Origin of the sequence: Mesorhizobium silamurunense, from assembly GCF_014843905.1 — a bacterium.
Taxonomy (GTDB): Bacteria; Pseudomonadota; Alphaproteobacteria; order Rhizobiales; family Rhizobiaceae; genus Mesorhizobium; species Mesorhizobium silamurunense.
This window is the reverse complement of sequence record NZ_LPVS01000079.1, coordinates 40,842-65,148: the sequence shown is the minus strand read 5'-3', so window position 1 is coordinate 65,148 and position 24,307 is coordinate 40,842. Positions and strand designations below refer to the sequence as shown.

Sequence of the window (24,307 nt, the reverse complement as noted above, 5' to 3'; positions counted from 1 at the left end):
ACGTCTGCCCGTGCATCTACGACGACTTCGCCGCGAATTTTCATCCGCGCGAATGTGTCACGATTCCAAGTAAGTGTCCGCCCAGTTCGAAACCGCCCAGCGCGGGTTGTTGGCGATATTCCCGACCGTATCGCGTGCGACGCTGATGAAGCTCCATTCGGCGACGTTTATCAGCGGCAGGTCGGCCGCAACCTTTTTCTGGAACTCCTTGTAGAGCTCGGTGCGGGCGGCGGTGTCGAGCGTCTCCGATGCCTTGACGATCAACGCGTCGAGGTCGGCATTCTTGTAGCCGCCCTGGTTTGAGAAGGGCACGCCGTCCGGAATGCCGCTCTGCACCAGGATGGTGGTCGAGATCGCCGGATCGCCGCGGAACACCGGCGGGCCGACCGCGAGGTCGAAGGCATGGTCGGTATAGACGGCCTTGATATGGGCGGCGGAGTCGTTGTTGACGATCTCCGCGTCGATGCCGATCGCGGCCAGCGCCTGGCGCAGATAGTCGCCGAACTGTTTTGTCTCGTTGAAGTAGGGGGCCGGCAGCAGCTTCAGCGTGAAGCGCTTGCCATCGTCGGCCCGCTTATAGCCGGCTTCATCGAGAAGCTCGTTGGCCTTGGCGACATCGAAGGGGTAGGTCGGAACGTCGGCGGTGTAGAATTGCGGATCGTTCTTCGGCACCGGGCCGGTCGCGGTCGCGGCGTAGCCGAGGAAGATCGTCTTGACGACGAAGTCCTTGTCGATGGCATGAGCGATCGCCTGGCGCACTTTCAGGTCGGCCAGTTCCTTGCGGCGATGGTTGATCTCGACCACGAGTTGGTAGGTCAGCCCCTCATAACCCTTGGTGATGACCTTCAGGCCCGGCACCTTGGAGATGCGGTCGAGGTCGGCGAGCGGCACGGCGGAGAAGGCGGCAAGCTGGATCTCTTCCGCTTCGAGCGCGGCCGCCGCCGAAGTGCGGTCCGGCAGCACCTGGTAGACGATCTCGTCGAGATAGGGCTCGTCCTTGCCCCAATAGGAGTCGTTTCTCGCAAGCCGATAGTACTGGCCGGCCTTGTATTCGGCGAATTTGAACGGGCCGGTGCCGACCGGCGCGTTGTTGGCCGGGTTGTCCTCGATCTTGCCCACCTCATAGACATGCTTCGGCACGACGCTGGAGAGCGCCGGGAGCGCATTGCGGATCAGCTGGAACGGTGTCGGCTTGGCGAATTTGAATACGGCGGTGAGCTCGTCGGGCGTCTCGACCGTGCTGAGGTCCTTGAACACGGTGCGGCCGAGATTCTGCAGCGGCTTCCAGACCTGCAGCGCCGAGAAGGCGACGTCGGCGGAGGTGAAGGGCTTGCCGTCATGCCATTTGACGCCGTCGCGCAACCTGAAGGTCACCGACAATCCATCGGCGGCACCCTCCCAGGAGAGCGCGAGGCGCGGCTCAAGTCCATCCTTGCCGTCGAAGGAGGCCTCGGCCAGGGTCTCGACGACCTTGCTGGAAATGAAGAAGACGCCGTTTGAGGCGACGATCGCCGGGTTGAGATTGCGTGGCTCGGAGTCGGCGGCGACGATCAATCGCCCGCCCTTCTTCGGCGCCTGCGCATGGCTGATGGTCGGCAACGCCGTCGAAGCCAAAAGCAGCGCCGAACCGGCCAGCAGGCCGCGGCGTGAAATCGTGAATTCGGACATCGCTCAAACTCCCCTCTTCACCCGTGCCAGGCGCGGGCAGTCTCGAATGGATGGGATTATGGCCCTTGGCAAAGGTTTCGCCAGAGACGGTTTTGGCGCAGGATAGCTTGGCTTTGAAATTTTCGTCCGCTGGACCAGTTATGTTCGGGCTGCAGTTGCCATCATCTGGTAGGACCAGATTCGGGTGCAATGTCGCCAGAAGCCGTTATGGAAGCGGGATCGGTCGAACGCCACTGAATTCTGGCTGGACCAGAGTGGTCAAAGTGATGCAGATTTAATCGACAGCCAAAAGTTCAGGAAGATTGGCCGCTTGAGCGGCCGGAAATTCAGGGAGAGGCCGATGAACATCGCTCCGGGTAAGACCGAGGTCAGCAGCATTCCGTTCGACCGGGTGCGGGTGGACCGGCTGATGGACGAGGCCGGCATCGACGTGCTCTTCGCCACCTCCAAGCACAACACGCAATATCTGCTCGGCGGCTACAAATTCATCTTCTTCGCGGCGATGGATGCGATCGGCCATAGCCGCTACCTGCCCATCGTCCTCTATGAGAAGGGCGGGCCGGAGCATGCCGCCTATATCGGCAACAAGATGGAAGGCGGCGAGCACCAGAACCATCCGTTCTGGACGCCGACGCTGCACGCCGCCTGCTGGGGAACGCTCGACGCCGCCAATCTTGCGGTGGAGCACCTGCAGAAGATCGGCAAGGGAGCTGCGCGCATCGGCATCGAGCCGGGTTTCCTGCCGTCGGATGCCTATACGCTGATCCGCAAGGCGCTGCCGGACGCGAAGCTGATTGATGCTACCGGCATGCTGGAGAATATGCGCGCGATCAAGACCGAAGTGGAGCTCGAAAAACTGCGCATCGCCTCCGAGTTGATCACCGATTCCATGCTGGCGACAATCGCCTGGGCGCGCGAGGGCACGATCAAGACCGACATCATCGAGCAGCTCAGGCGCGAGGAAACCAATCGCGGCGCGCATTTCGAATATTGCCTGCTGACGCTGGGCTCCAGTCACAACCGCGCTGCGTCCAGCCAGGCATGGAAGCAGGGCGAGGTGCTGTCTATCGATTCCGGCGGCAACTATCACGGCTATATCGGCGACCTCTGCCGCATGGGCGTGCTTGGCGAGCCGGATGCCGAGCTGGAAGATCTGCTAGGCGAAGTCGAGGCGGTGCAGCAGGCGGCCTTTTCGAAGGTGAAAGCGGGCACGCTCGGCGGCGATATGATCGCGCATGCCGACAGCGTGCTGAAGGCCTCGAAGGTCGCGGCGTATACGGATTTCTTCGCCCACGGCATGGGGCTGATCACCCATGAGGCGCCGTTCCTGATGACCAACCATCCGGTCACCTATGAGGGCACCTATGCGGCGAAACCGCTGGAAAAGAACATGGTGCTCTCGGTCGAGACGACCATGCTTCATCCGACACGCGGTTTCATCAAGCTGGAAGACACCGTGGCGGTGACCGACACGGGTTATGTGATGTTCGGCGATCGCGGGCGCGGGTGGAACACGGGTGGGGCTTCATAATCCGGAAGGTCGGCGCTGCCCCTCATCCGCCTGCCGGCACCTTCTCCCGGTATATTGACGGGGAGAAGGGAGATGGCCGCGACCTCGGCACTTACCTTCCGACATTGAAAATTGGCAAAAGCATTGATGAATGCGTTCTTTCTCCCTGTCACTATACGGGGAGAAATGTCCGGTCCACCCTCCGCAGCTGCTGCGGAGGACGGGCAGGACAATGAGGGGCGGCGCGGCCGTGGACAGAAAATCAATTCATCACTGCCCCGGCGGCAGCAACCTGAAATCCGGTAGCTCCCGCAGCGCCAGTTCGGGACCGGCCGGCGAATAGACGACGAAGAGCTGCATCGGCTGATCGCCGGTGTTGAGCGTCGAGTGGAAGCGGCTTTCCGGTACGTAGATCGTGCAGCCGGGGCCGACCTTCGCAATCACGGGATTGCCCTTCTCGTCCTCGACCATCTGCTCGCCATTGCCCGAGATGACGAAGATGATTTCCTCCGCGCCTGGATGGTTATGCCGGGTGTGGCCCTTGCCGGGAGGCAGGTCGACGACGCCGCCGGAAAAGCGGGCGGCGCCATTCACTTCCGGCCCGACCGTGAGCGTCAGCTTGCCCCAGTCGAAGCCGAAGGCGCTGACGTCCTTCGGATAAACGAACACCTTCTCCTTGTCGGCCATTGCCTCATCCCTTCCTGTTTTTCGCGGCGTCTTTTGAACCGCCGATTGCGACCGCCTTGAAATCCGCCGTCTGCCTGGCGATGGCCGCTTCGGCCGGCAGCCGCTCCATCGAGCTTGCGCCGTAGAAACCGTGCAGGCCGTCGCAGCGCTCCAGGATGTAGCGCGCGTCGCCGGGCATCGAGATCGGCCCGCCATGGCAGAGCAGGATGACGTCCTTGCGCACCGAGCGCGCGGCGTCGGCGATGGCGTCGATCTCCTTCACGCAGGCGTCGAGCGACTTCGCCGAGGTGGCGCCGATCGAGCCGCCGGTCGTGACACCCATATGGGCGACGACGATGTCGGCGCCGACTTTGGTCATGGCGCGCGCCTCGTCGGGGTTGAAGACGTAAGGCGTGCTGAGCAGATCGAGCTTGTGCGCCTCGGCGATCATGTCGACCTCGAGCCCAAAACCCATGCCGGTCTCCTCGAAGCTCTGGCGCATGGTGCCGTCGAACAGGCCAACGGTCGGAAAATTCTGCACACCGGAGAAACCCATCGTCTTCAATTCGGCCAGCAGCAGCGGCATGATGACGAAGGGGTCGGTGCCGTTGACGCCGGCCAGCACCGGCGTCTTCTTCACCACCGGCAGCACCTCATAGGCCATTTCCTTGACGATCTCGTTGGCATTGCCATAGGCGAGCAGGCCGGCGGCCGAGCCGCGCCCCGCCATACGGTAGCGGCCGGAATTGTAGATGATGATAAGGTCGATGCCGCCGGCTTCCTCGGCCTTGGCCGAGAGGCCGGTGCCGGCGCCGCCACCGACGATCGGCACGCCGTCGGCAATCATCTTGCGGAATTTTTCCAGGATCTCTTTGCGCGGAATGGCGGCCATGCTTGTCGGGTCTCACTTCTTGGCAATATCGAGGAAAGCCTCGGCCGCGGCGTTGGCGAATGCTGGATCGTTGATGTGCAGCGGCAGGCGCGTCACGGCGCGGTTCTTCGTTGGCTTGATGGTGCGCTCGATGGCCTCGAACAGGACAGCATCGGCCTCGGCGTCGAAGAAGGCGCCGCCTTCGCTGTCGAGCGCCGAAACGCCTTTCTCCGGGATCAGGAAGCGGATCGGGCCTTCGCAAGCGGCGAGGCGGCCGCCGATCCATTCGCCGATCTTGCGGCATTCGTCAGCGGTGGTGCGCATCAGCGTGACGTTCGGATTGTGCTCGTAGAACAGGCGTCCACGATACTTTTCGGGGATGGTCGGCGGCGCCCAGAAGTTCACCATGTCGAGCGCGCCGACGGAGCCGACATAGGGGAGCTTTGTGCGGGCAATGGCGCCGAAGCGATCCTCCGTCGCCGGCAGCACGCCGCCGAACAGCAGGTCGCAGACCTCGGTGGTGGTAATGTCGAGGACGCCGGCAAGCAGGCCTGAATCGGCGAGCTTCTCCATCGAGCGGCCGCCGGTGCCGGTGGCATGGAAGACCATGCAGTCATAGTCAGCGCGCAGCCGTTCGACGACGGCCGTCACGCAAGGCGTGGTGACGCCGAACATGGTCAAGCCCAGCGCCGGCTTGCCGGCGCCTGACGGAGCCGGCCTCGCCGCCATGCCGGCGATGGCTTGGGCGGCGTTGTGCAGCACGACGCGCGACAGCCGGTTGAGGCCGGCCATGTCGGTCACCGACGGCATCATGATGATGTCGGAGACGTCGACATAAGGTCCTGTGTCGCCGGAGGCGAGCGTCGAGACCATGATCTTGGGCAGGCCGAGCGGCAGCGCGCGCATGCCCGCGGTGACGATCGAGGTGCCGCCACCGCCGCCGATGCCGATCACGCCGGCAACGTCGTCGCGGGACTGGATGAAGCGGGTAAACGCGACGCCCATGCCGGCAACGGCCGTGCCGCGATCATCAATGCCGAGCACCGCGCCGGCTCCATCGGGATGATGCGCCGCCACTTCGCTTGCCGCAACATCCACCGGCACGGTCGCGCCGCGCGTGCCGATATCGACGCGGACGACCGCGCCCCCGGCAGCGGCGACGGCATCGGCGAGGAAGGCGAGCTCCTCACCCTTGGTGTCGGCGGTGCCGACCACATAGATGCGCTTCATCCGAGTTTCCCCGTCGTCTCTATCGTTGTCTTCAGCGTCCGGTGTTGCCGCTTGTCGCTTCTTGCCGGGCCCGTTCGCCAAGGCATGGCCATTGCAATTTTTTGAGACGCGCGTATCGTATTGATATGGATGTCTCACGTCAACAAGCTGCCGCCAACGACGATGCCGAGCAGGTGCCGGCAGCCGAGAAGGGGCCGCGCGCCCGCACGAGGCGGCTGATGCTGGAGACGGCGAAGCGGCTGATGCAGTCGGGCGTGACGCCTTCGGTCAGCGAGGTCGCAGAGGCTGCGCAAGTCTCCCGCGCGACTGCCTATCGCTATTTCCCAAGCCAGGCGGCGCTGGTGCAGGCGGTCGTCGACGAGGGGCTTGGCCCGATCCTGACGTGGAAATCCGCTTCGAACGATCCGCAGCGGCGGGTGGCCGAGCTATTCGCTTCCTCCATCCCGCGCATCGAGGCTTTCGAGGCGACATTCAAGGCGGCGCTCAAGCTTTCGCTCGACCAATGGGCGCGGCGGCAGGCGGGCACGCTGGGCACCGAGCCGGCTTTCACGCGCGGCCACCGCGTCGATCTTTTGAAAGATGCGATTGCGCCGCTCAAGGGTCAGCTCAAGCCGCGTCAGTTCAAGCGTCTTGCCCAGGCGCTGTCGTTGATGTTCGGCGTCGAAGTGCTGATCGTGCTGAAGGATATATGGGGGCTGGACAGCCGTGACATGATGTCGGTCGCCGAGTGGGCGGCGGGGGCGCTGGTGCGTGCGGCGATAGCGGAATCAGAGGCGAAAACGGGTGGTGTTTCGATCACACAGGAGACGACGATGTCTTAAATCTGGTTCGACCAGATTGGAGACCCGGCTGCCGATAATAATTGTGAGGCCTCGGTGGAAACAAGGCTTCTGCATATCAAGGAGTAGGAAAAATAAGGCAAAACAGACAGATACCGCCCCGATTGGCTTGTCGAGCCGCTTTTGACTGTACAAGAAAGAGCTTGACGTCCCTCTTGAATTGGTAATACCAGATCAGTACGCATAAAGCGGATCGAAAGTGAGGGCTGCGATCATTTTTTCCGGCAGGGCGAGGAGGCGCGAAACCGGAAAGTGCCATCACGGGAGGAACTACCAGGGCCGACCATAGTGCCGGCCCAGCATGACAAGGTAGAATGCGCACAAGGGAGGAAAACTATGCGCAAGATAGTGACCAGCGTGATTGCTGGTATCGGGCTGGCGCTTGCCTGCGGGACATCCGTCCGAGCGCAAGACAAGGAACTCACCATCTTCTGGGCGGAATGGGATCCGGCGAACTATCTGCAGGAACTCGTCAACGACTACACGGCCGAGACCGGCGTGAAGGTCACGGTGCAGACCACACCGTGGCCGGATTTCCAGACCAAGGCCTTCACCGAGTTCAACGCGCACGGCGACGCCTACGACATGGTGGTCGGTGACTCGCAATGGCTGGGCGCCGGTTCGACGCAGGGTCACTATGTCGACCTCACCGACTTCTTCAACCAGCACAAGCTTACCGACGTGATGGCGCCTGCGACCATCAAGTATTATGCCGAGTATCCCGGCGGTTCCGGCAAATACTGGGCGATCCCCCTGGAAGGCGATGCGATCGGCTGGTCCTACCGCAAGGACTGGTTCGAGGATCCGAAGGAGAAGGAAGCCTTCAAGGCGAAGTACGGCTACGACCTCGACGTGCCGAAGACCTATACGCAGTTGCGCGACATCGCCGAGTTCTTCCACCGTCCGGACCAGAAGCGGTACGGTGTCGCCATCTACACCGACAATTCCTATGACGCGATGGCGATGGGCGTCGAAAGCGCCATCTTCAGCTATGGCGGCGATCTCGGCGACTATGCAACCTACAAGGTCGACGGCATAACCAATTCGAAGCAGGCTGCCGCCGGCCTCGACATGTACAAGGAGCTTTACAAGTTCACGCCTCCCGGCTGGGGCAAGACCTTCTTCGTGGAAGACAACCAGGCGATCACCGGCGGCCTCGCCGCGATGAGCATGAACTTCTTCGCCTTCTTCCCGCCGCTGGTGAACAAGGCCACAAACCCCTATGCCGACGTCACCGGCTTCTTCGCCAACCCGGCCGGCCCCGACGGCAAGCGCTTCGCCGCTCTCGGCGGCCAGGGCATCTCCGTCGTCTCGTACTCGAAGAACAAGGACGAGGCGATGAAGTTCCTGGAGTGGTTCATCAAGGACGAGACCCAGAAGAAGTGGGCCGAGCTCGGCGGCTACACCTGCAGCCAGGCCGTGCTGAAGTCGGAAGCCTTCCAGAACGCCACGCCCTACAACAAGGCGTTCTACGACACGATGTTCATGGTCAAGGATTTCTGGGCGACGCCCGAATACGCCGAGGTGCTCGATCAGCTGAACCAGAACATCTATCCGTTCGTGGTCGGCGGCAAGGGCACCGCCCAGGAAGCGCTCGACAAGACCGCCGCCGACTGGAAGGCGACGTTCACCAAGTACAATCGCTACAAGTAAGCATCACAGTCAGAATGCCGGAGGAGGGTTTCCCCTCCGGCATTCCTGTTTTCAGGGAGACGATCGTTGGCTTCGGTAGCCCTCACCAATCTTGATCCTGCCTCCAGGGCCGCCGCGCGCGGCTGGTCGGATCTGACCATCCGCAACATGTTCATCATCCCAACGCTGGTTTTCCTGATCGTCTTCAACATCTTTCCGCTGATCTATTCGCTGGGCTATTCTTTTACGAATTTCGCCGCGAACCGGAGCGAGCCCTGGCAGTTCGTCGGCCTGCAGAACTATCGCGAATTGCTCACCGACGATCACATCTGGTCGAACTTCGTGATCACGGCGAAATACGTCATCGTTTCGGTGGCCGGCCAGATGATCGTGGGCTTCGGCCTCGCCTTGCTGCTCAACCGCAGCTTTCCGATGAAGGGCCTGATCACCACGCTGTTGCTCCTGCCGATGATGATGTCGGCGGCGGTCGTCGGGCTGTTCTGGCAGCTGCTCTACAGCCCATCCTGGGGCCCGATCAACTACGTCTTCGGCCTGGGCGACTTCGCGTGGCTCTCCAATCCCGACAGCGCGCTCTACGCGGTAGCGATCACCGACATCTGGATGTGGTCGCCCTTCGTCATGCTGCTGTCGCTCGCCGGCCTGTCGGCGGTGCCGCAGCATCTCTACGAGGCCGCCGCGATCGACCGCGCCAGCTGGTGGTACACCTTCACCCGCATCACCTTGCCGCTGGTCTCGCCGATCCTTTTGATCGCGCTGATCTTCCGCACCATGGAAGCGTTCAAGACCTTCGACATCGCCTACACGATGACGACCCAGCCGACCGCCGAGCTGATCGCGATTCGGCTCTACAAGCAGGCGTTCCAGCAGTGGGACACCGGCAAGTCCTGCGCGCTGGCCTACATCGTGCTGATCATGGTGCTGGCCATCACCAACCTCTACGTGAAGTATCTCAACAAGGTGAAGGAGCGCTGAGATGGCCGCCGTCCGCACTTCTTCCGAGGTTGCCCTCAACCGCATCGCCATCGTCGCGGTGCTGGTCGCCACGCTGATCTTCCTGGCGCCAATCTACTGGATCGCCTCCACGGCCTTCAAGCCGAAGGAACTGGCGGTCAGCGTGCCGCCCACCGTTCTGTTCGAGCCGGAGGTGACGCCGTTCATCCGGCTCTTCACCAAGCGCGTGCAGATGCAGAAGACCGTCGACCCGCAAGTCTACGAGGCCGCGCCCTGGTGGGAAAAGCGCATCTACGACGGCGGCGAGCGGGTGCTGAAGGTTGGAAAGGACGTGCAGCTTTCGCAATATCCCGACCGCTTCATGAACAGCCTGATCGTAGCGATCGTCAGCACGGTGCTTGCCGTCGGCATGGGAACCTTCACCGCCTACGGTTTCTCTCGCTTCAAGATCGCGGGCGAGGCGGACCTTTTGTTCTTCATCCTGTCGACACGCATGCTGCCGCCGGTGGTCGTCGCCATCCCGATGTTCCTGATGTACCGGATGGTAGGCCTCAACGACTCGCATATCGGCCTGATCATCCTCTACATCGCCTTCAACCTGTCCTTCTCGGTCTGGCTAATGAAGGGCTTCATGGACGAGATCCCGAAGGAATACGAGGAGGCGGCGCTCGTCGACGGCTACACGCGCATGCAGGCCTTCTTCAGGATCGTGCTGCCGGAGGCGGCGACGGGCATCGCCGCGACCGCCGTGTTTTGCTTCATCACCGCCTGGAACGAATACGCTTTCGCGCTGATCATGACCAACCGCCGCGCCCAGACCGCGCCGCCTTTCATTCCCAGCCAGATCGGTTCCGGCCTGCCGGACTGGACCACAATCGCGGCGGGCACCTTCCTGTTCCTGCTGCCGGTCGCGATCTTCACCTTCCTGCTGCGCAACCATCTGCTTCGCGGCGTGACCTTCGGAGCAATCCGCAAATGAGCTTTCGCGCACTCAATGAGAAGTATCTGCTGCCGGCGTCACAGATCGCCATGGTGCTGGGCATCATCGCGCTCTGCCAGCCGTGGAGCCTCAGCCTGCATTCCTACGGCGTGACGATCATCCTGATCGGGCTGATCGGCTTCAACGTCACGTCGAAGATTGCGCCGGAGCGCAAAGAGGAAACCGGCGCCGCGACGCATGAGGGGGCCCGGCAGTGACGCAGATCGAACTTCGCGGCATCGAGAAATTCTTCGGCGCCGTCCAGGTCATCCACGATTTGAACCTCGCCATCGCCGACAACGAGTTCATCGTGCTGCTCGGCCAGTCGGGTTGCGGCAAGACCACGACGCTGCGCGCGATAGCAGGGTTGGAGACGATCGACCAGGGCGACATCCTGATCGACGGCAAGGCGGTGCAGCACCTCAAGGCCGCCGACCGCGACATCGCCATGGTGTTCCAGTCCTTCTCGCTTTACCCACATATGACGGTGTTCGAGAACATCGCCTTTCCGTTGCGCGCCACGCGCATGAGCCGTGGCGAGGTCGACAGGTCGGTGCACGAGATCGCCCGGGTCCTGCGCATCACCGATCTGCTCGACAAGAGGCCGTCGGCACTGTCCGGTGGCGATATGCAGCGCGTGGCGATCGGCCGTGCCCTGGTGCGGCGCCCGAAGGCGATGCTGATGGACGAGCCGATCGGCGCGCTGGACGCCAAGCTGCGCGAGGAGATGCGGGCCGAGATCAAGCGTCTGCACATCAAGCAGGGCTCGACCACGATCTACGTCACCCACGACCAGATCGAGGCGATGAGCCTCGCCGACCGCATCGTCATCATGCATGAGGGCTTCATCCAGCAGGTCGGCACGCCGGACGATGTCTACTCGCACCCAGCCAACCTGTTCGTGGCCCAGTTCGTTGGCAGCCCGGTGATGAACATAGCCGAAGCTGGCGTCGCCGATGATGCCGGTACCGCCACCGTCACCGTGGGCGGCGCGCCCAAAGGTTTCGAGTTCCCGCGCGATCTCCTCGCCAAGCTCAACGGCCACGCCGCCAATGGCGGCCTGACGCTCGGCATCCGTCCCGAAGGAGTGCTCGTCCGGCACGACGCCGCGCCCGGCTATATCCCGGTCGAGGCGCAGATCATCGAACCGCTCGGCTCCTTCGACATCGTCGACCTCAAGGTCGGCTCCAAGATGCTGCGCGCCCGCACCAAGGCCGGCTACGTCTCGGGCCCCGGCGAAAAGGTCCATGTCCGCCTCGATCCGGAGCAGGCGCATTTCTTCGACACGGCAAGCGGCAAGTCGCTAGGAGTAAGGCTCTAATGGCCCATATCGAGCTGAAGAACATCACAAAGAAGTTCGGCAGCCATACCGCGCTGACGGGCCTCAACCTCGATATCGCCGACGGCGAGTTCTTCGTGCTGCTTGGCGAGACCGGCGCCGGCAAGACGACGACGCTGCGACTGATCGCCGGGCTCGAGAAACCGACCGAGGGCCAGGTCTTCATCGACGGTGTCGACGTCGCCGACTGGGGCGCGGCCGAGCGCGACGTGGCGCTGGTGCTGCAGCAGTATTCGCTCTACCCGCGCTACACCGTGCGGCAGAACCTCGAGTTTCCGCTGAAGCCGAAGATCCGCCGCCTGCCCGATGCCGAGATCAAGGACCGTGTCGCACGCGCCGCCCGCACGCTGCGCATCGAGCATCTGCTCGACCGCAAGACGGACCGGCTTTCGGGCGGCGAGATGCAGCGCGTCTCGATCGGCCGGGCGATCGTGCGCAAGCCGCGCGTGTTCCTGATGGACGAGCCGCTGTCGGCGCTCGACGCGAAGCTGCGCGAGGCGCTGCGCACGGAGTTGAAGAACCTGCAGATGCAACTCGGCGCCACCTTCCTGTTCGTCACCCACGACCAGATCGAGGCGATGTCGATGGGCGACAAGGTCGGCGTGCTCAACCACGGCCGCATCGTCCAGACCGGCACGCCGCAGGAGATCTACAACAATCCGCGCGACACCTATGTCGCGAGCTTCGTCGGTTCGCCGCCGATGAATCTCATTGACGGCAAGCTGGTGGAAAACCGCGCGGTGATGGCGCCCATGAATTTCGAATTGCCGGTTACTGGGGGAGCCAAGACGGGCGGCGCGACCGACGGTCGCCCGCTCGTCTTCGGCATCCGGCCGGAGGACGTCTATCTGGAGAGCGGCGCTCCGGTGGAGGCTAAGGTCCACGATGTCGAGAACCACGGCGTCGAGAAGATCGTAACGCTGAGAGTCGGCGACGCGATGCTGCGCGCCACCGTGCCTGCCAGGACCGCCGTCGAGATCGAGCAGCCGGTTCGCTTTGCCTGGAACCCGGACAAGGTGGTGATGTTCGACAAGGGCAGCGGGGTGAGCCTGCGGCACGCCGGATAGGGCATGGCCCTGAAAATCAGAACGATTTTTGACTTATGTTGAACTCGACATAAGCCGATTCGGTGCTGATTGACCCACCAGCCAGACTACTACCGCGTTGGTCACGGCTCGCGATGTCGTGATGACAAGCCGCGGAATAATTTGGCGGCTCCAGGCGTTCGGAATGGTAGACGGCGGGCATATGCGATGACGCCTGCCACCACGGGGTTAACCGTGCGAACCTTGGCTGTGACCGCTGTTGTCCTGCTAGCAATCATCGTCGGATTGGCAGGCTACACCTATGCCGGATTCTACAGTGTTGCCGCCAGCGAGCCGGATCCGGACTTTGTCCGCTGGTCGCTGGAGACAATCCGGAACAATTCTATTGAACGCCATGCCGGCCACAATGTCAGCCCGGATCGATCGCTTGACGATCCGGAAATGATCCGCACAGGTGGCCATCACTACAAGGAGGAAGGCTGCGTCGACTGTCACGGTGGTCCGGGAATTTCTCCGGCGGACTTCGCCAAGAACATGTGGCCCAAGCCGCCGGATCTTACACGAGCCACTTCCGCCTTGGAGAATGCTGAACTCTATTGGATTGTGCAAAACGGCATAAAGATGACTGGGATGCCCGCGTTTGGTCGAACGCACAATCAGGAAGGGCTATGGGCGATGGTGGCCTTTGTTCGTCGTCTACCGGAAATGTCGCAATCCGAATACGAGAAGATCACAGGAGCCTCTGAAGCTGAAGGGCATCAGGCTGCAGGCGAAGACCGTAGATCGGCTGCGTCTCGCAAGTGAGGTGTGGAGGGATCGGAGACCCCGCCGGCCCGCCACTCGGCTACTTCGGCAGATAGGTCTCGTAGGGCGTGTCGTTGATCAGCAGGATCACGCATTCGGTGTCGGACAGGCAGGCATCATCATGCATCTCGTCGGCCTTTTGGGTCCAGTAGGAGCCTGGAGGCAATTCGACCTTGGTCGCTTCACCGCCCTGCATCTGCCAATGCGCCCAGAGCCCCTTGATGACCACGGCGCGATAGTCGGCGGTGTGGGCATGGACCGGCGCGCGCCAGCTGCCGGGAACCTTGAGCAGCGTGCCGGCCGGACCCTTGGCCCGCTCGCCCCATAGCGGACCGAGGCGCTGCGGCTGGTCCGGCGCCTCGACGGCATAAGGGATCTTGTCGGCGGGCAGGTAGCTGTCCTCAAGGGCAAGCGCCGGTCCCGGAAGGATGGTGAGCGCGGCAAGCGCTAGCGGTGCGAGTTGGTTGGCCATGGCGGGTTCCTCCGCCAAGAGCTTATGCCGCCTCGACAGGCGGGGAATGGCCCTTCGTCCAAAAGACTTGGCAATTCCTCCAGCCCGATGGCGACCCGGTGCGATGTCAGGATTGCTCGTCGCCGCCGTTGTTGCGCAGATGGCTCGGCGCGATGCCCATCACCCGCTTGAAGGCGCGGCTGAAGGAGGCTTCCGAATCGTAGCCGAGTTTCGCCGCCGCCACCGACACCCGCATGCCGTCGCGGGCGAGCCATTGCCGCGCCTGGTGCATGCGCACGCGCAACACATATTTGGCCGGCGTCTCGCCGACCACGGTGGCGAAGCGCTGCGCGAAGGCGGAGCGCGACGCCCCCATCATTCGCGCCAGCGCCTCGACCGTCCAGTCGCGGTCGGGCTGCAGATGAATGGCGGCAAGCACCTTGCCGACGTCCGGGTTGCGGACCGCGGCGATCCATCCTGTGGCGTCGCCGCAGCCATTCTCCACCCAGGAGCGGATGATCGTGGCGGCCAGCACGTCGGCCAGGCGGGCGAGTATCCCACCGGAGCCGACCCGGTCCATCGTCACCTCGCCGGCCATGGCGTCGAGCAAATGCTGGATGCCGGGCGCGTTCGCCATCAGCTTATGCGCCTGCATCAGGTCGGGCATCATGTCGAGCAGTGGATGCGAGCCGTCGAGATTGAAATGCATGCTGCCGCAAAACAGCAGGGTCTTGCAGCCGTCGCAGCCGTTGGAGACGTCGTAGACGTTCTCGCAGACCGGCTCGATGGTGTAGCGGCCGATCGGCACCGGAGGAAGGCCCGGCGCACTCGCCAGCACATGCTCGTCGCCGCGGGGGATCAAAAGCGCGTCGCCCACCGAGAGCTCGATCCATTCCTTGGCCGGCGAGAACAGCCAGCAGCCTTGCTGGCCGATGAAATGGAAGCGCGCCGCCTTCTGCGCGGGAAAGGAGACGGCCCAGGGCTCGCCCAGCACGCAGCGGCCGTAATCGACGCCATCGAGCCGCAATCCGCGCAGCATATCGGTCAGCGGATCGCCGGATGCCAGCAATGTGGTTTTGGACGAATTGTAATTCATTTCGGCGTTTCTAGCATGGAAACTCCAGTCCGTCACTCCCTATGTTGCATTGCAGCCAAATGTTGCGCCGCAACCAAATCGGACCGACGCAGCCGCCCGCCAGGCATGTAACGGGTGGAGCCGGAGCCGGTCGTTCCCTACGTGACGCCGCAAAACAGATCGGAGATTTTTGCCATGACCGAACCCGCCACGGGCGTCATCGACGACGCCGTTCTCGACAGGACCGAACCCGAGGAGCGAACCGAGCCAGTGTGGGGCGCGGTGGTCTCGCTGGCGCTCGGTGTGTTCGGCCTGGTGACGGCCGAATTCCTGCCCGCCAGCCTGCTGACGCGGCTGGCGCAGGATCTCGGCGTCAGCGAAGGCGCCGCCGGCCAGGCGGTGACGGCGACGGCCGTTGTCGGCGCGATCGCCGCACCGACCATGGCCATCGTCACCAAGCGGCTGGATCGCAGGCTGGTCATGTGGATGCTCACCGTGCTTCTGATCGTGTCCAACCTGCTCGCTGCTTTCGCATCCTCGCTCACGATGCTGCTTCTGGCCCGTGTGGTTCTGGGCGTCGCGCTCGGCGGCTTCTGGTCGATGTCGGCCGCCATGGCGATGCGTCTGGTGCCGATGCGATTGATGCCGCGCGCCATGTCGATCATCCTGACCGGCGTCTCGGTCGCCACTGTCACCGCGGCGCCCGTCGGCGCCTATGTCGGCGACATTTGGGGCTGGCGCACGGCCTTCATGATCGCGGCGGTCGTCGGCGCGCTGACTTTGCTGGTACAGCTTGCCACCATTCCAAGCCTGCCGCCGACGGCCGTGGCGAGCTTCCGCACCCTAATCGAAGTGCTGAAGCGGCGGACGATCCGCGTCGCCCTCCTGGTCGTGCTGCTCGTTGCCTCGGGACAATTTGCCGGCTTCACTTATGTGCGGCCGTTCCTGGAGACGGTGCCGGTGATGCGGATCGAGACGATCTCGCTGGTGCTGCTCGCTTACGGCGTCGGCGGCTTCTTCGGCAACTTCGCCGGCGCCTTCCTGGCCGAGCGCAACCTGAAGCTTGCGGTCGGGCTGGCGCCGCTGCTGATCGCGCTGTCGGCGCTGGCGATGCTCCTACTCGGCGCCTCGCCGGTGATCGCGGCCATCGCGGTCACCAGCTGGGGCTTTGCCTTCGGCGCCGTGCCGGTCGGGCTGCAGACCTGGCTGGTGCGCGCCGCGCCGGACCAGGCCGAGAGCGCCGGCGGGCTGATGGTCGCGACGTTCCAGGTGGCGATCGCGCTGGGCGCGGTCTTCGGCGGTCTGCTGGTCGACCATGCCGGCGTGGCGAGCGCCTTCGCCTACGGCGCCGTGGCGACGCTGTTCGCGGCGCTGGTGACTTTCGCCGTCGGGCCCAAACAGGCTGAATAGCCTTGGATGCCGACAAGCCGGCCGATATGGCCGGCTTGTCGGCAGAGCGATGCAGTCTGGTCTAGGCCGAGCGGCCGTCGAACTCGAAGACCTGCACTGCGTCGAGGTCGACGTCCTCGAGGCAATTGATGTTGACGTAGGCGCTGCGCTCGCTGCCCTGGCTGACATCCTCGGCGAAGGGGTGGATGCCACAGGTCCGGCAGAAGCGATGCGCGATCGAGCCCTTGCCAAAAGTGTATTTGCCGAGGTCGTCGCCCCAGGCGACCAGCCGCATGCTGCCATGCGGCACGGCCCAGAGCAGTGAGCCCTTGCGCGAGCAGATCGAGCAATTGCAGCGCACCGCGCCGCCGAGCGCGCCTTCGACCTCGAAAGCCACCTTGCCGCAATGGCAGCTGCCTTTGTACAGCATCAGTCTCTTCCTATCGCTGGCAGGGTGCAAAGGCACGCTTGCCGGGTTGTCCCTTTCGCCGGCCTTCCCGGCCGGCATTGAAGCGCGTCGCGCAGAAATGGATTCAGGCGCCGCGCTTTAAGTCTTTGTTTTGATGCATGTCGTTCTCCCAAAACCGCTACGCACTTTTGGGCGACGTGCATTAAGTGTTTGTTTTTGCGCAGTTCCGGACGGAAACCGCTACACACTTCCCGGAATTGCTTTAAAGACGTTGCATCCTTGCGGAGTCCGACATCGACATGCAATCCGTCCGCGGTCGTCTCGAAATCATCCTGTCACGTCTTGCCAGTCGCGCCGGAAGCGAGAAGGTCTACACCAAACTCTACGCCGAAGCGGCGCGCGCGGCGGCGGATGCGGCCGATGCCCGCCGGAAGGCCGGCGTGAGCCTCGGCCCGCTCGACGGCGCGATCGTGTCGATCAAGGATCTGTTCGACGTCGCCGGCGAGCCGACCAGGGCGGGCTCGCTGATGTTCGCCAGTGCTCAGCCTGCCGTGCGGGACGCGGCGATCGTGCGCCGGCTGCGCCAGGCAGGCGCAGTGATCCTCGGCAAGACCAACATGACCGAATTCGCCTTCACCGCCATCGGCGACAATCTGCATTACGGCACGCCGGGCAATGCGGCCGATGCGAGCCTTATCCCGGGCGGCTCCTCGTCCGGCGCCGGCGTCGCGGTGGGCGAGGGCAGCTGCGACATCTCGATCGGCTCGGATACCGGCGGCTCGGTGCGCATTCCAGCCTCGCTCAACGGCGTCGTCGGCTTCAAGCCGACGGCAGGGCGCGTGCCTTTGGCCGGCGCCTTTCCCTTGTCGGCGACACTGGATTCGATCGGGCCGCTCGCCCGCAGCGTTGCCGACTGCGCGGTGACCGACGCGATCATGGCGGGGGATGAGCCGGTTGCTCTTCAGCCTATCCCGGTTGCCAGTTTGCGCATTGGCATCCCCCGCGGCGTGCTTTTCGGTGAGACGCAGCCTGAGGTTCTCGATGCTTTCGACCGAAGTATTCGGGGGATGGAGCAGGCGGGCGCGCGCGTCGTCGATTTATCGATCGACGACCTCATTGCCGAGATGCGCGCAGCGACCAAGCGCGCCTCGATCGCGTCGATGGAAGGTGCGGAAGTGCACGCCGACTGGCTGGCAGCCGGCGCCTCTGTGCCCGTCGATCCGCATGTCAGCGGGCCTTTGTCTCGCGCTCTGACAGTTCCCGCTTCCGCCTACATCAGGACCATCCACTGCCGCAGGGAATTGGTCGCGGCCATGGAGGAACGGCTGCAAGCGGTCGACGTGCTCGTGCTGCCGACCGTGCCGATGGTTGCGCCGTCGATTGCCGCCATGGCCGGCGATGAAGCACTGCGCGGGACGGAGGGCCTGCTGCTGCGCAACACTCAGGTCGCCAACCAGTTCGACCTCTGCGCGGTCTCGCTGCCGATGCCCGGCACGAGGCTGCCGACTGGGCTGATGCTGGTGGCGAGACATGGGCATGACCGTCGCCTTCTCGGCATCGCCGCGTCGGTGGAGGCTTTGCTGAAAGGCTGAGGCCGATGGCCCGGGTGGCGAGCCTCAATGTGCCGAGCAATGGCCGCGCTCGCTGTCCTTCGCGGCGCGCTCGATGCCGGACGCAACCAGCGTCGGCAGGCTGTACTGCTTGCCGTTGAACGTATGCGGCCGGTTCTCGATCGTGCCGGCAACGACGACATTGCCGGCATAGAGCTTGTCCGCGAGGTCGAGCGCCTTGTCATGTTGCGGCAGGCCATCGATGTCAACCAAGACGCCCTTGATGATCTTGCCGGAGGCGAGGTCGAGCGCGCTGTTCGAAGGGCAGGGCGCCATCACGCAGCGCAGGCCGTTGTCGCAAGGCACGTAGCTGCCCTGTCCGTCGGCGCGGGCCTCGGCCCCAGCCAGGCAGAAGCCAGCGATCAGAAGGGCTCGAGCGACACTCTTGGTCATCGCAGGAAGGTCGTCGTCAAATCCGGGAAAATTGAGGCGGGCGGCGAAGCGTCAGTCCGCCGGAAAGCGCCGGCGGTAGCGCTCGATCACTTCCGGATTGCGCAGGTTGACCGGCAGCTTGTCGGCAAGCACCAGCAAGGCCTCGCCGGCCGCACCCACACCCATGCGCATCATGGATTCCTCGGTGATGCCGGCCATATGCGGGGTGACGATGACGTTGTCGAAACCGAAATAGGGATGGTTCGGTGGCAGCGGCTGGGTCGCAAAGACGTCGAGCGCCGCGCCGCCGATGCGGTCTTTTCGCAGAGCTTCGATCAGCGCCTCGTCGTCGACCACGGGTCCGCGCGAGACATTGATCAGCAGCGCGTTGGGCTTCATGCGAGCGATGCGCTCGCGGCTGATTAGGCCGCGCGTTTCCTCGGTCAGCGGGCAGCAGAGCACGATGATGTCGCTCTGCTCGACCAGCGCGTCGATCGACAGGAAGCCGACGCGCTCGGGCGCCGGGCGCAAGCTGCGCGTGGTCGCCACCACATTGAGGTCGAAGCCGTGCGCGGCGATATGGCCGACGGCCTGGCCGACCGCGCCGAGGCCGACAATGCCGATCGTCTTGCCGGCGAGCTCGTTGGTCGAATTGGCATGCTCGCGCCCGGCAAGCCAGCCCTTGGCGCGCAGGTCTCGGTCCATGACGCGGAAGCGGCGAAGGAGCGCAAGCGCTACAAACATCACGTGCTCGGCGACCGAGCGGGCGTTGACCGCCGGCACATTCGCCACCAGCACGCCGGCGGCGGTGGCCGCCTCGACCGGGATCATGTCCAATCCCGCGCCGTGTCGGATCGCGGCGCGCAAATTGTTGGCGCCATCGAAGAGCTCCGGCGGCAGCGGCGCGCGCACGATGACGATGTCGGCGTCCCTGGCTTCCGCGGTCAGCGTCCTGGCGTCGAGGGCGCGGGCGATTGCAAGCCTGCCGGCGCCCGCCAGCATAGCCGTGGCGCGTGGGTGCAGCGGGTGCGTCGACAGGATCTTGCGCATAAAGCTCAGGCCTTTTCGAGCGCCGTGCTTTTCGGCTCCGTCCAGCGACCTTCGATGATCCCCTTCCAGTAGCTCTCCGCGCCCTGCAGGTGCGCGCTCATCAGCGCCTGGGCGAGATTGCCGTCGCGACGCAGCAGCGCCTCGTAGATCTGGATGTGCTCGGCATGCGAGCGCACGCTGCGCTCGGGATCGTTGAAATAGATCGGCAGGCGCTGCTCGCCCATCAGGTAGTAGACGCTGCAGATGTTGTGGAAGACGCCGTTCTTGGTCGCCCGCACGATCTCGAGGTGGAACTCGCGGTCCTCCTTGGCGAGGCCTTCGCCGGCGGCGATGCGCTCCTCGGAGGCCTTCAGGATCTCGCGCAGCCGCTCGAAATTCTCCTCGGTGGCGCGCGAGCAGGCAAGCTCGGCCGCCTTGATCTCGTGAATCTTGCGCAATTCGACGGTCTCGTAGATCTGCACCGGATCGAGCGGCAGGCCGGCGCGCGCGAAGAGCGCCAGCGCCTCGACGCTTGCCTGCTTGGTGTCGATATAGATGCCGGACTTGGCGCGGCGCTCGACGATGCGCATGGCTTCCAGGATCGCCAGCGCCTCGCGTATCTGACCGCGGCTGACGCCGAAATGTTCCGCCAGTTCGCGCTCCGACGGCGTGCGGCCCGACTCCTTGTCCGAGTTGGAGAACAGATAGGCGGCGAGTTCCGCGAGAAGGTTCTTTTCTTTCATCGTCAAATGCGTTGCGCGTGCGCCTCCAGGAAACGCTCCGAAATAGTGAATCCCAATCCGGGCTTTTCGGGGATCGCTATCATACCGTCCTTTGCTTCGACAGTCTCCTCGACGAGATCGTGGATCATCGGATTGGCGCCCAGCGAATATTCGACGGTGAAGCTCGCGGGCGAGGCCGCGCAGACATGCAAGCCGGCGAAGAAGCAGGGCGCGCCGGCCCACAGATGCGGCGCGAAGCGCAGGTTGAAGGCGCTGGCGATGGTGCCGATCTTCATCGCCTCGCTGATGCCGCCGCAGAAGGCGGGATCCGGCTGGAAGATGTCGGCCGATTTCAGCACCGCCAGATCGCGGAAGGCATAGCGCGTCGCCTCGCTCTCGCCGGTGGCGATCGGCGTCGAGCCCGACGCGCGCACCTCGGCCATGCCGGGCTTGTCGTCGGCGATCACCGGCTCCTCGAACCAGGCGAGGTCGAGGTCGGCGGTGAGGCTGATGAAGCGCTTTGCCTCGGCGACGGTGTAGGTGCCGTGCGCGTCGACCATCAGATCGACGTCGGGGCCGATCACTTCCCTGGCGGCGCGCACGCGCGTGGCCGAGATATGCGGGGCGCCGTCCATCGCGCCGACGCGCATCTTCACGGCCTTGAAGCCGCCCTTGGCGATGTAGGATTTGAGCTGCTCGCCGATGGCATCGGCCGACGCCCAGCCGCCGGACGCATAGGCCTGCATGCGCTCGACCTTGCGGCCGCCGAGCAGCCGCCAGACCGGCTGTCCCAGCGACTTGCCGAGGATGTCCCAGAGCGCGATGTCGACGGCGCTGATCGCCGCCACGCTCATGCCGCGCCGCGCCAGCTGCGGCATGGCATGCCCGGCATGGGCTGCCGTGTTGTGGCGCACGCCGTTGTAGAGCATCTCCCAGATGATGCCGATATCGGCCGGATCGCGGCCGATGAGCTGCGGCGCAATCTCGTGGTTCAGCATGTGGACCAGCGCGCCGTAACTGCCGGCGCTGCCGGCAGCATTCTTGCCCTCGCCCCAGCCGACCAGGCCGTCATCCGTTTCAATGCGCAAAATCGCGGCGTCGAACGTCGTCACCTGACCGAAATCGCTGCGATGCTGCTTCGCGACTTCGATCGGTATGCGGACCCACCAGGCCTGGACGCTTTTGATACGCATCTTCATCCCCGGCCCCGCCGCCCGGCGAGGGCGGAAGGGCTAAGCTTCGATCGGGCTACTTGATCAGCGGCAGCAGCGTTTCGGCGGTGATGCGCATCTGGTCGGTGTAGAATTTCTCGGTGAGCAGGCTGGAGCCGTGGTCCTGGATGAATTTGAGCTGCTCTGGCGAGATGTCGACCGGGTTGCGCTCCACCATCTCCGGGTAGGGCGCCGCCGGCGTGCGATCGACGGGCGCGACGAACTCGTTGGTCAGCGCGCCGTCGTAGCCGATCTCCTTCAGCGTGCCGACGATCTTCGGCCAATCGATCTGGCCGAGGCCGGCGGCGAAGCGGTTGTTGTCGGCGACGTGGAAGTCGAAGAGGCGCTTTCCCACCTGACGGATGGCGTCATAGACGTTAAATTCCTCCATGTGGATGTGATAGGCGTCGAGGCAGACGCCGCATTCGGGGCTCACCGCGTCGGCAAGCGCGAGCGCCTGGGCGCCGCGGTTGAAGAGATACGTCTCGAAGCGGTTGAGCGGCTCGACAGCTATCTTGACGCCGACCTTCTTGGCATGGGCGAAGCATTCGCGCGTGGCGTCCACCACCCAGCCCCACTCTTCCGCTTCGGTGCCGTCGGGCACCACCTTGCCGACGGTGGCGGGAACGAGCGTGATGATCTCGCCGTCAAGCTCGCTCACCATGGTCAGCACGTCCTTGACGTATTGCACCGAACGTTCGCGCTGGCCCTGGTTCTTGGCGGCAAGGTTGCGTTCGCCCAGCATCAGCGTCACCGAACCCCAGCAGCGAATGCCGTGCTCCTTCAAGAGCGCGCGCGTTTCCTTGGTCTTGTACTGCTCGGGCTCGCCTGAAATCTCGATCGACTCATAGCCGAGTTTCTTGATGCGCTTGAGCGTCACCTCCAGCGGCTCCGCCCGCATCCAGTTGTGCGTCGAAAGATGCATGGTCTATCCTTCCCAGAATGCGCCTGTCACGTTTTCCCGCGGCGTTCTCCAGTGAGCCCGCCGCATGATCTCCTCCCCACGGCGTTCCAGCGATTTTTCTCGAAACTGGTTCGACCAATTGGGTCCAACAAGACCTCTACAGCAAATTCGCTTGAACGGCAAGAGACCGCATATTGGGCCTTACTCATTAAGCAATATGTTGATTCTAATGGATTAAATTCTCCTTCGGCGACCGTGCTGATCGCTTTCCCGCCGTTTCTGGCCGCTTGACCAAACGGCCCAATTTGGTAATACCAGAATGACGCCGTATCCCGGCGCCGATACGAACGATCGAACAGGCTAGCCCTTGCTTCAATCGGCGCTATGCTTGGTTCGTGAAAATGAGAGAGGGAGGATGCCGATGCCGACGACGATGAAGGGTCCCGGCCTGTTTCTGGCGCAGTTCGCGGGCGACGCCGCGCCATTCAATTCGCTGGCCTCGATCACCAAATGGGCGGCCAGCCTCGGCTACAAAGGCGTGCAGATCCCGACCTGGGACGGCCGCATGTTCGACCTCAAGAAGGCGGCGTCGTCGAAAGCCTATTGCGACGAGGTGAAGGGCATATGCGCCGACGCGGGCGTCGAGATCACCGAGCTGTCGACGCATCTGCAAGGCCAGCTGGTCGCAGTGCATCCGGCCTATGACGCGCAGTTCGACGGTTTCGCCCCGGCGGAGGTGCACAACAATCCGAAAGCCAGGCAGAAATGGGCCGTCGAGCAGATGGAGTTCGGCGCCAAGGCGTCGAAGAATCTCGGCCTCAAGGCGTCGGTCACCTTCAGCGGCGCGCTCGCCTTTCCCTACCTCTATCCGTGGCCGCAGCGGCCGCCGGGGCTGATCGAGGAGGCCTTCGCCGAGCTCGGCAAGCGCTGGAAGCCGATCCTCGACGTCTATGACGAGAACGGCGTCGATGTCGGCTACGAGATCCATCCGGGCGAGGATATGTTCGACGGCGCGACCTTCGAGATGTTCCTCGACGCGGTCGGCGGCCACAAGCGCTGCAACATCAACTACGATCCGTCGCATTTCCTGCTGCAGCAGCTCGACTATCTCGAGTTCATCGACATCTACCACGAGCGGATCAAGGCATTCCACGTCAAGGACGCCGAGTTCAACCCGACGGGACGGCAGGGCGTCTATTCCGGCTATCAGGGCTGGGTGAACCGCGCCGGACGCTTCCGTTCGCTGGGCGACGGTCAGGTGGATTTCAGCGGCATCTTCTCCAAGCTCACCCAGTATAATTACGATTCCTGGGCGGTGCTGGAATGGGAATGCTGCCTTAAGCATCCCGAGGACGGCGCCGCCGAAGGCGCACCCTTCATCCAGCATCACATCATCCGGGTTACCGAGAAGGCATTCGACGATTTCGCCGGCGGTACCAGCGACAAGAAGCTGCTGCGCGCGATGATGGGGATCTAGTATCGCTTTCCCTCCCCCTTGAGGGAGGGTCGATCCGCAGAAGCGGATCGGGGTGGGGTCGCCGGGCGTAGAGCTCGGCATGAACCGACCCCTCCCGGCCTT

General features: G+C 63.7%; 24 protein-coding genes. 12 read left to right on the top strand and 12 right to left on the bottom strand.

Translation table 11 applies throughout. The annotated features are described in order from the left end of the window. Window positions 1–57: 57 nt before the first annotated feature. On the bottom strand, window positions 58–1,668 hold the full coding sequence (locus tag AU465_RS22665) for an ABC transporter substrate-binding protein (protein WP_192253274.1): 1,611 nt from the start codon (window positions 1,666–1,668) through the stop codon (window positions 58–60). Between the two features lie 340 nt (window positions 1,669–2,008). Between AU465_RS22665 and AU465_RS22660 the strand changes: the two genes are divergently transcribed. Further along, window positions 2,009–3,199 carry a M24 family metallopeptidase gene (locus AU465_RS22660; RefSeq protein ID WP_192253271.1) on the top strand — a complete coding sequence of 397 codons (1,191 nt, stop codon included), beginning with the start codon at window positions 2,009–2,011 and terminating at the stop codon, window positions 3,197–3,199. Between the two features lie 249 nt (window positions 3,200–3,448). Here the strand turns inward: AU465_RS22660 and AU465_RS22655 are convergent, their stop codons facing one another. From AU465_RS22655 to AU465_RS22645, 3 genes are read right to left on the bottom strand one after another with little or no spacing between them, the layout of a single operon-like run. Next, window positions 3,449–3,865, bottom strand: a complete 417-nt coding sequence (locus AU465_RS22655; protein WP_192253268.1) for a cupin domain-containing protein — start codon at window positions 3,863–3,865, stop codon at window positions 3,449–3,451. Window positions 3,866–3,869: 4 nt separating this feature from the next. After that, a complete protein-coding gene (locus AU465_RS22650; protein ID WP_192253265.1) occupies window positions 3,870–4,736 on the bottom strand; it encodes a phosphoenolpyruvate hydrolase family protein in 867 nt (288 codons plus the stop codon). Window positions 4,737–4,748: 12 nt separating this feature from the next. After that, window positions 4,749–5,945 (bottom strand): Tm-1-like ATP-binding domain-containing protein, encoded by a 1,197-nt coding sequence (locus AU465_RS22645; RefSeq protein WP_192253262.1) that lies wholly within the window; start codon window positions 5,943–5,945, stop codon window positions 4,749–4,751. Window positions 5,946–6,070: 125 nt separating this feature from the next. Between AU465_RS22645 and AU465_RS22640 the strand changes: the two genes are divergently transcribed. The 8 genes from AU465_RS22640 (at window position 6,071) to AU465_RS22605 (ending at window position 13,556) form a co-directional block, all read left to right on the top strand. Next, complete coding sequence (locus AU465_RS22640; protein ID WP_192253259.1) at window positions 6,071–6,766, top strand: TetR/AcrR family transcriptional regulator; 696 nt, start codon at window positions 6,071–6,073, stop codon at window positions 6,764–6,766. 354 nt (window positions 6,767–7,120) lie between these two features. Beyond that, entirely contained in the window at window positions 7,121–8,437 is a 1,317-nt protein-coding gene (locus tag AU465_RS22635; protein ID WP_192253256.1) for an ABC transporter substrate-binding protein, read from the top strand. Between the two features lie 66 nt (window positions 8,438–8,503). Continuing rightward, a complete protein-coding gene (locus AU465_RS22630; protein WP_192253241.1) occupies window positions 8,504–9,409 on the top strand; it encodes a carbohydrate ABC transporter permease in 906 nt (301 codons plus the stop codon). Window position 9,410: 1 nt separating this feature from the next. After that, window positions 9,411–10,367, top strand: coding sequence for a carbohydrate ABC transporter permease (locus AU465_RS22625; protein ID WP_192253237.1), 957 nt, complete (start codon window positions 9,411–9,413; stop codon window positions 10,365–10,367). Continuing rightward, window positions 10,364–10,585: a hypothetical protein gene (locus tag AU465_RS22620; protein WP_192253234.1), complete on the top strand. Its 222-nt coding sequence runs from the start codon at window positions 10,364–10,366 to the stop codon at window positions 10,583–10,585. Before AU465_RS22625 ends, AU465_RS22620 begins: the two co-directional genes overlap by 4 nt. Further along, window positions 10,582–11,688: an ABC transporter ATP-binding protein gene (locus AU465_RS22615; RefSeq protein ID WP_192253231.1), complete on the top strand. Its 1,107-nt coding sequence runs from the start codon at window positions 10,582–10,584 to the stop codon at window positions 11,686–11,688. The genes AU465_RS22620 and AU465_RS22615 overlap by 4 nt, the downstream gene beginning before the upstream one ends. After that, on the top strand, window positions 11,688–12,773 hold the full coding sequence (locus AU465_RS22610) for an ABC transporter ATP-binding protein (protein ID WP_192253228.1): 1,086 nt from the start codon (window positions 11,688–11,690) through the stop codon (window positions 12,771–12,773). The genes AU465_RS22615 and AU465_RS22610 overlap by 1 nt, the downstream gene beginning before the upstream one ends. A gap of 186 nt (window positions 12,774–12,959) precedes the next feature. After that, a complete protein-coding gene (locus AU465_RS22605) occupies window positions 12,960–13,556 on the top strand; it encodes a c-type cytochrome (protein ID WP_192253225.1) in 597 nt (198 codons plus the stop codon). A gap of 40 nt (window positions 13,557–13,596) precedes the next feature. On the opposite strand, the gene AU465_RS22600 is transcribed toward AU465_RS22605, so the two are convergent. After that, a complete protein-coding gene (locus AU465_RS22600; protein WP_192253222.1) occupies window positions 13,597–14,028 on the bottom strand; it encodes a DUF4437 domain-containing protein in 432 nt (143 codons plus the stop codon). 106 nt (window positions 14,029–14,134) lie between these two features. Then, the gene (locus AU465_RS22595) at window positions 14,135–15,103 is read right to left on the bottom strand and encodes an AraC family transcriptional regulator (protein ID WP_192253219.1); all 969 of its coding nucleotides are present in this window, start codon (window positions 15,101–15,103) and stop codon (window positions 14,135–14,137) included. Window positions 15,104–15,277: 174 nt separating this feature from the next. Here AU465_RS22595 and AU465_RS22590 point away from each other — a divergent pair, with 174 nt between their 5' ends. Then, on the top strand, window positions 15,278–16,492 hold the full coding sequence (locus tag AU465_RS22590) for an MFS transporter (RefSeq protein WP_192253215.1): 1,215 nt from the start codon (window positions 15,278–15,280) through the stop codon (window positions 16,490–16,492). A gap of 61 nt (window positions 16,493–16,553) precedes the next feature. Here the strand turns inward: AU465_RS22590 and AU465_RS22585 are convergent, their stop codons facing one another. After that, entirely contained in the window at window positions 16,554–16,901 is a 348-nt protein-coding gene (locus AU465_RS22585) for a GFA family protein (protein WP_192253211.1), read from the bottom strand. 278 nt (window positions 16,902–17,179) lie between these two features. Here AU465_RS22585 and AU465_RS22580 point away from each other — a divergent pair, with 278 nt between their 5' ends. After that, a complete protein-coding gene (locus AU465_RS22580; protein ID WP_192253208.1) occupies window positions 17,180–18,472 on the top strand; it encodes an amidase in 1,293 nt (430 codons plus the stop codon). 24 nt (window positions 18,473–18,496) lie between these two features. Here the strand turns inward: AU465_RS22580 and AU465_RS22575 are convergent, their stop codons facing one another. From AU465_RS22575 to AU465_RS22555, 5 genes are read right to left on the bottom strand one after another with little or no spacing between them, the layout of a single operon-like run. Continuing rightward, window positions 18,497–18,883 (bottom strand): hypothetical protein, encoded by a 387-nt coding sequence (locus AU465_RS22575; RefSeq protein WP_192253205.1) that lies wholly within the window; start codon window positions 18,881–18,883, stop codon window positions 18,497–18,499. Between the two features lie 51 nt (window positions 18,884–18,934). Continuing rightward, window positions 18,935–19,912 carry a hydroxyacid dehydrogenase gene (locus AU465_RS22570; protein ID WP_192253202.1) on the bottom strand — a complete coding sequence of 326 codons (978 nt, stop codon included), beginning with the start codon at window positions 19,910–19,912 and terminating at the stop codon, window positions 18,935–18,937. 5 nt (window positions 19,913–19,917) lie between these two features. Continuing rightward, on the bottom strand, window positions 19,918–20,634 hold the full coding sequence (locus AU465_RS22565; protein WP_192253200.1) for a FadR/GntR family transcriptional regulator: 717 nt from the start codon (window positions 20,632–20,634) through the stop codon (window positions 19,918–19,920). Window positions 20,635–20,636: 2 nt separating this feature from the next. Further along, on the bottom strand, window positions 20,637–21,806 hold the full coding sequence (locus tag AU465_RS22560; RefSeq protein ID WP_192253197.1) for a mandelate racemase/muconate lactonizing enzyme family protein: 1,170 nt from the start codon (window positions 21,804–21,806) through the stop codon (window positions 20,637–20,639). A 55-nt stretch (window positions 21,807–21,861) separates the two neighbouring features. Beyond that, window positions 21,862–22,749: a sugar phosphate isomerase/epimerase family protein gene (locus AU465_RS22555; protein WP_127425135.1), complete on the bottom strand. Its 888-nt coding sequence runs from the start codon at window positions 22,747–22,749 to the stop codon at window positions 21,862–21,864. A 400-nt stretch (window positions 22,750–23,149) separates the two neighbouring features. Between AU465_RS22555 and AU465_RS22550 the strand changes: the two genes are divergently transcribed. Beyond that, window positions 23,150–24,205, top strand: coding sequence for a sugar phosphate isomerase/epimerase family protein (locus AU465_RS22550; protein WP_192253194.1), 1,056 nt, complete (start codon window positions 23,150–23,152; stop codon window positions 24,203–24,205). The last annotated feature ends 102 nt before the right edge of the window (window positions 24,206–24,307 follow it).

Bases quoted from the DNA above. Each gene is read 5' to 3' on its own strand.
- AU465_RS22665 (WP_192253274.1), bottom strand. From the start codon at position 1,668: ATGTCCGAATTCACGATTTCACGCCGCGGCCTGCTGGCCGGTTCGGCG.
- AU465_RS22660 (WP_192253271.1), top strand. From the start codon at position 2,009: ATGAACATCGCTCCGGGTAAGACCGAGGTCAGCAGCATTCCGTTCGAC.
- AU465_RS22655 (WP_192253268.1), bottom strand. From the start codon at position 3,865: ATGGCCGACAAGGAGAAGGTGTTCGTTTATCCGAAGGACGTCAGCGCC.
- AU465_RS22650 (WP_192253265.1), bottom strand. From the start codon at position 4,736: ATGGCCGCCATTCCGCGCAAAGAGATCCTGGAAAAATTCCGCAAGATG.
- AU465_RS22645 (WP_192253262.1), bottom strand. From the start codon at position 5,945: ATGAAGCGCATCTATGTGGTCGGCACCGCCGACACCAAGGGTGAGGAG.
- AU465_RS22640 (WP_192253259.1), top strand. From the start codon at position 6,071: ATGGATGTCTCACGTCAACAAGCTGCCGCCAACGACGATGCCGAGCAG.
- AU465_RS22635 (WP_192253256.1), top strand. From the start codon at position 7,121: ATGCGCAAGATAGTGACCAGCGTGATTGCTGGTATCGGGCTGGCGCTT.
- AU465_RS22625 (WP_192253237.1), top strand. From the start codon at position 9,411: ATGGCCGCCGTCCGCACTTCTTCCGAGGTTGCCCTCAACCGCATCGCC.
- AU465_RS22620 (WP_192253234.1), top strand. From the start codon at position 10,364: ATGAGCTTTCGCGCACTCAATGAGAAGTATCTGCTGCCGGCGTCACAG.
- AU465_RS22610 (WP_192253228.1), top strand. From the start codon at position 11,688: ATGGCCCATATCGAGCTGAAGAACATCACAAAGAAGTTCGGCAGCCAT.
- AU465_RS22605 (WP_192253225.1), top strand. From the start codon at position 12,960: ATGACGCCTGCCACCACGGGGTTAACCGTGCGAACCTTGGCTGTGACC.
- AU465_RS22600 (WP_192253222.1), bottom strand. From the start codon at position 14,028: ATGGCCAACCAACTCGCACCGCTAGCGCTTGCCGCGCTCACCATCCTT.
- AU465_RS22595 (WP_192253219.1), bottom strand. From the start codon at position 15,103: ATGAATTACAATTCGTCCAAAACCACATTGCTGGCATCCGGCGATCCG.
- AU465_RS22590 (WP_192253215.1), top strand. From the start codon at position 15,278: ATGACCGAACCCGCCACGGGCGTCATCGACGACGCCGTTCTCGACAGG.
- AU465_RS22585 (WP_192253211.1), bottom strand. From the start codon at position 16,901: ATGCTGTACAAAGGCAGCTGCCATTGCGGCAAGGTGGCTTTCGAGGTC.
- AU465_RS22580 (WP_192253208.1), top strand. From the start codon at position 17,180: ATGCAATCCGTCCGCGGTCGTCTCGAAATCATCCTGTCACGTCTTGCC.
- AU465_RS22575 (WP_192253205.1), bottom strand. From the start codon at position 18,883: ATGACCAAGAGTGTCGCTCGAGCCCTTCTGATCGCTGGCTTCTGCCTG.
- AU465_RS22570 (WP_192253202.1), bottom strand. From the start codon at position 19,912: ATGCGCAAGATCCTGTCGACGCACCCGCTGCACCCACGCGCCACGGCT.
- AU465_RS22565 (WP_192253200.1), bottom strand. From the start codon at position 20,634: ATGAAAGAAAAGAACCTTCTCGCGGAACTCGCCGCCTATCTGTTCTCC.
- AU465_RS22560 (WP_192253197.1), bottom strand. From the start codon at position 21,806: ATGCGTATCAAAAGCGTCCAGGCCTGGTGGGTCCGCATACCGATCGAA.
- AU465_RS22555 (WP_127425135.1), bottom strand. From the start codon at position 22,749: ATGCATCTTTCGACGCACAACTGGATGCGGGCGGAGCCGCTGGAGGTG.
- AU465_RS22550 (WP_192253194.1), top strand. From the start codon at position 23,150: ATGCCGACGACGATGAAGGGTCCCGGCCTGTTTCTGGCGCAGTTCGCG.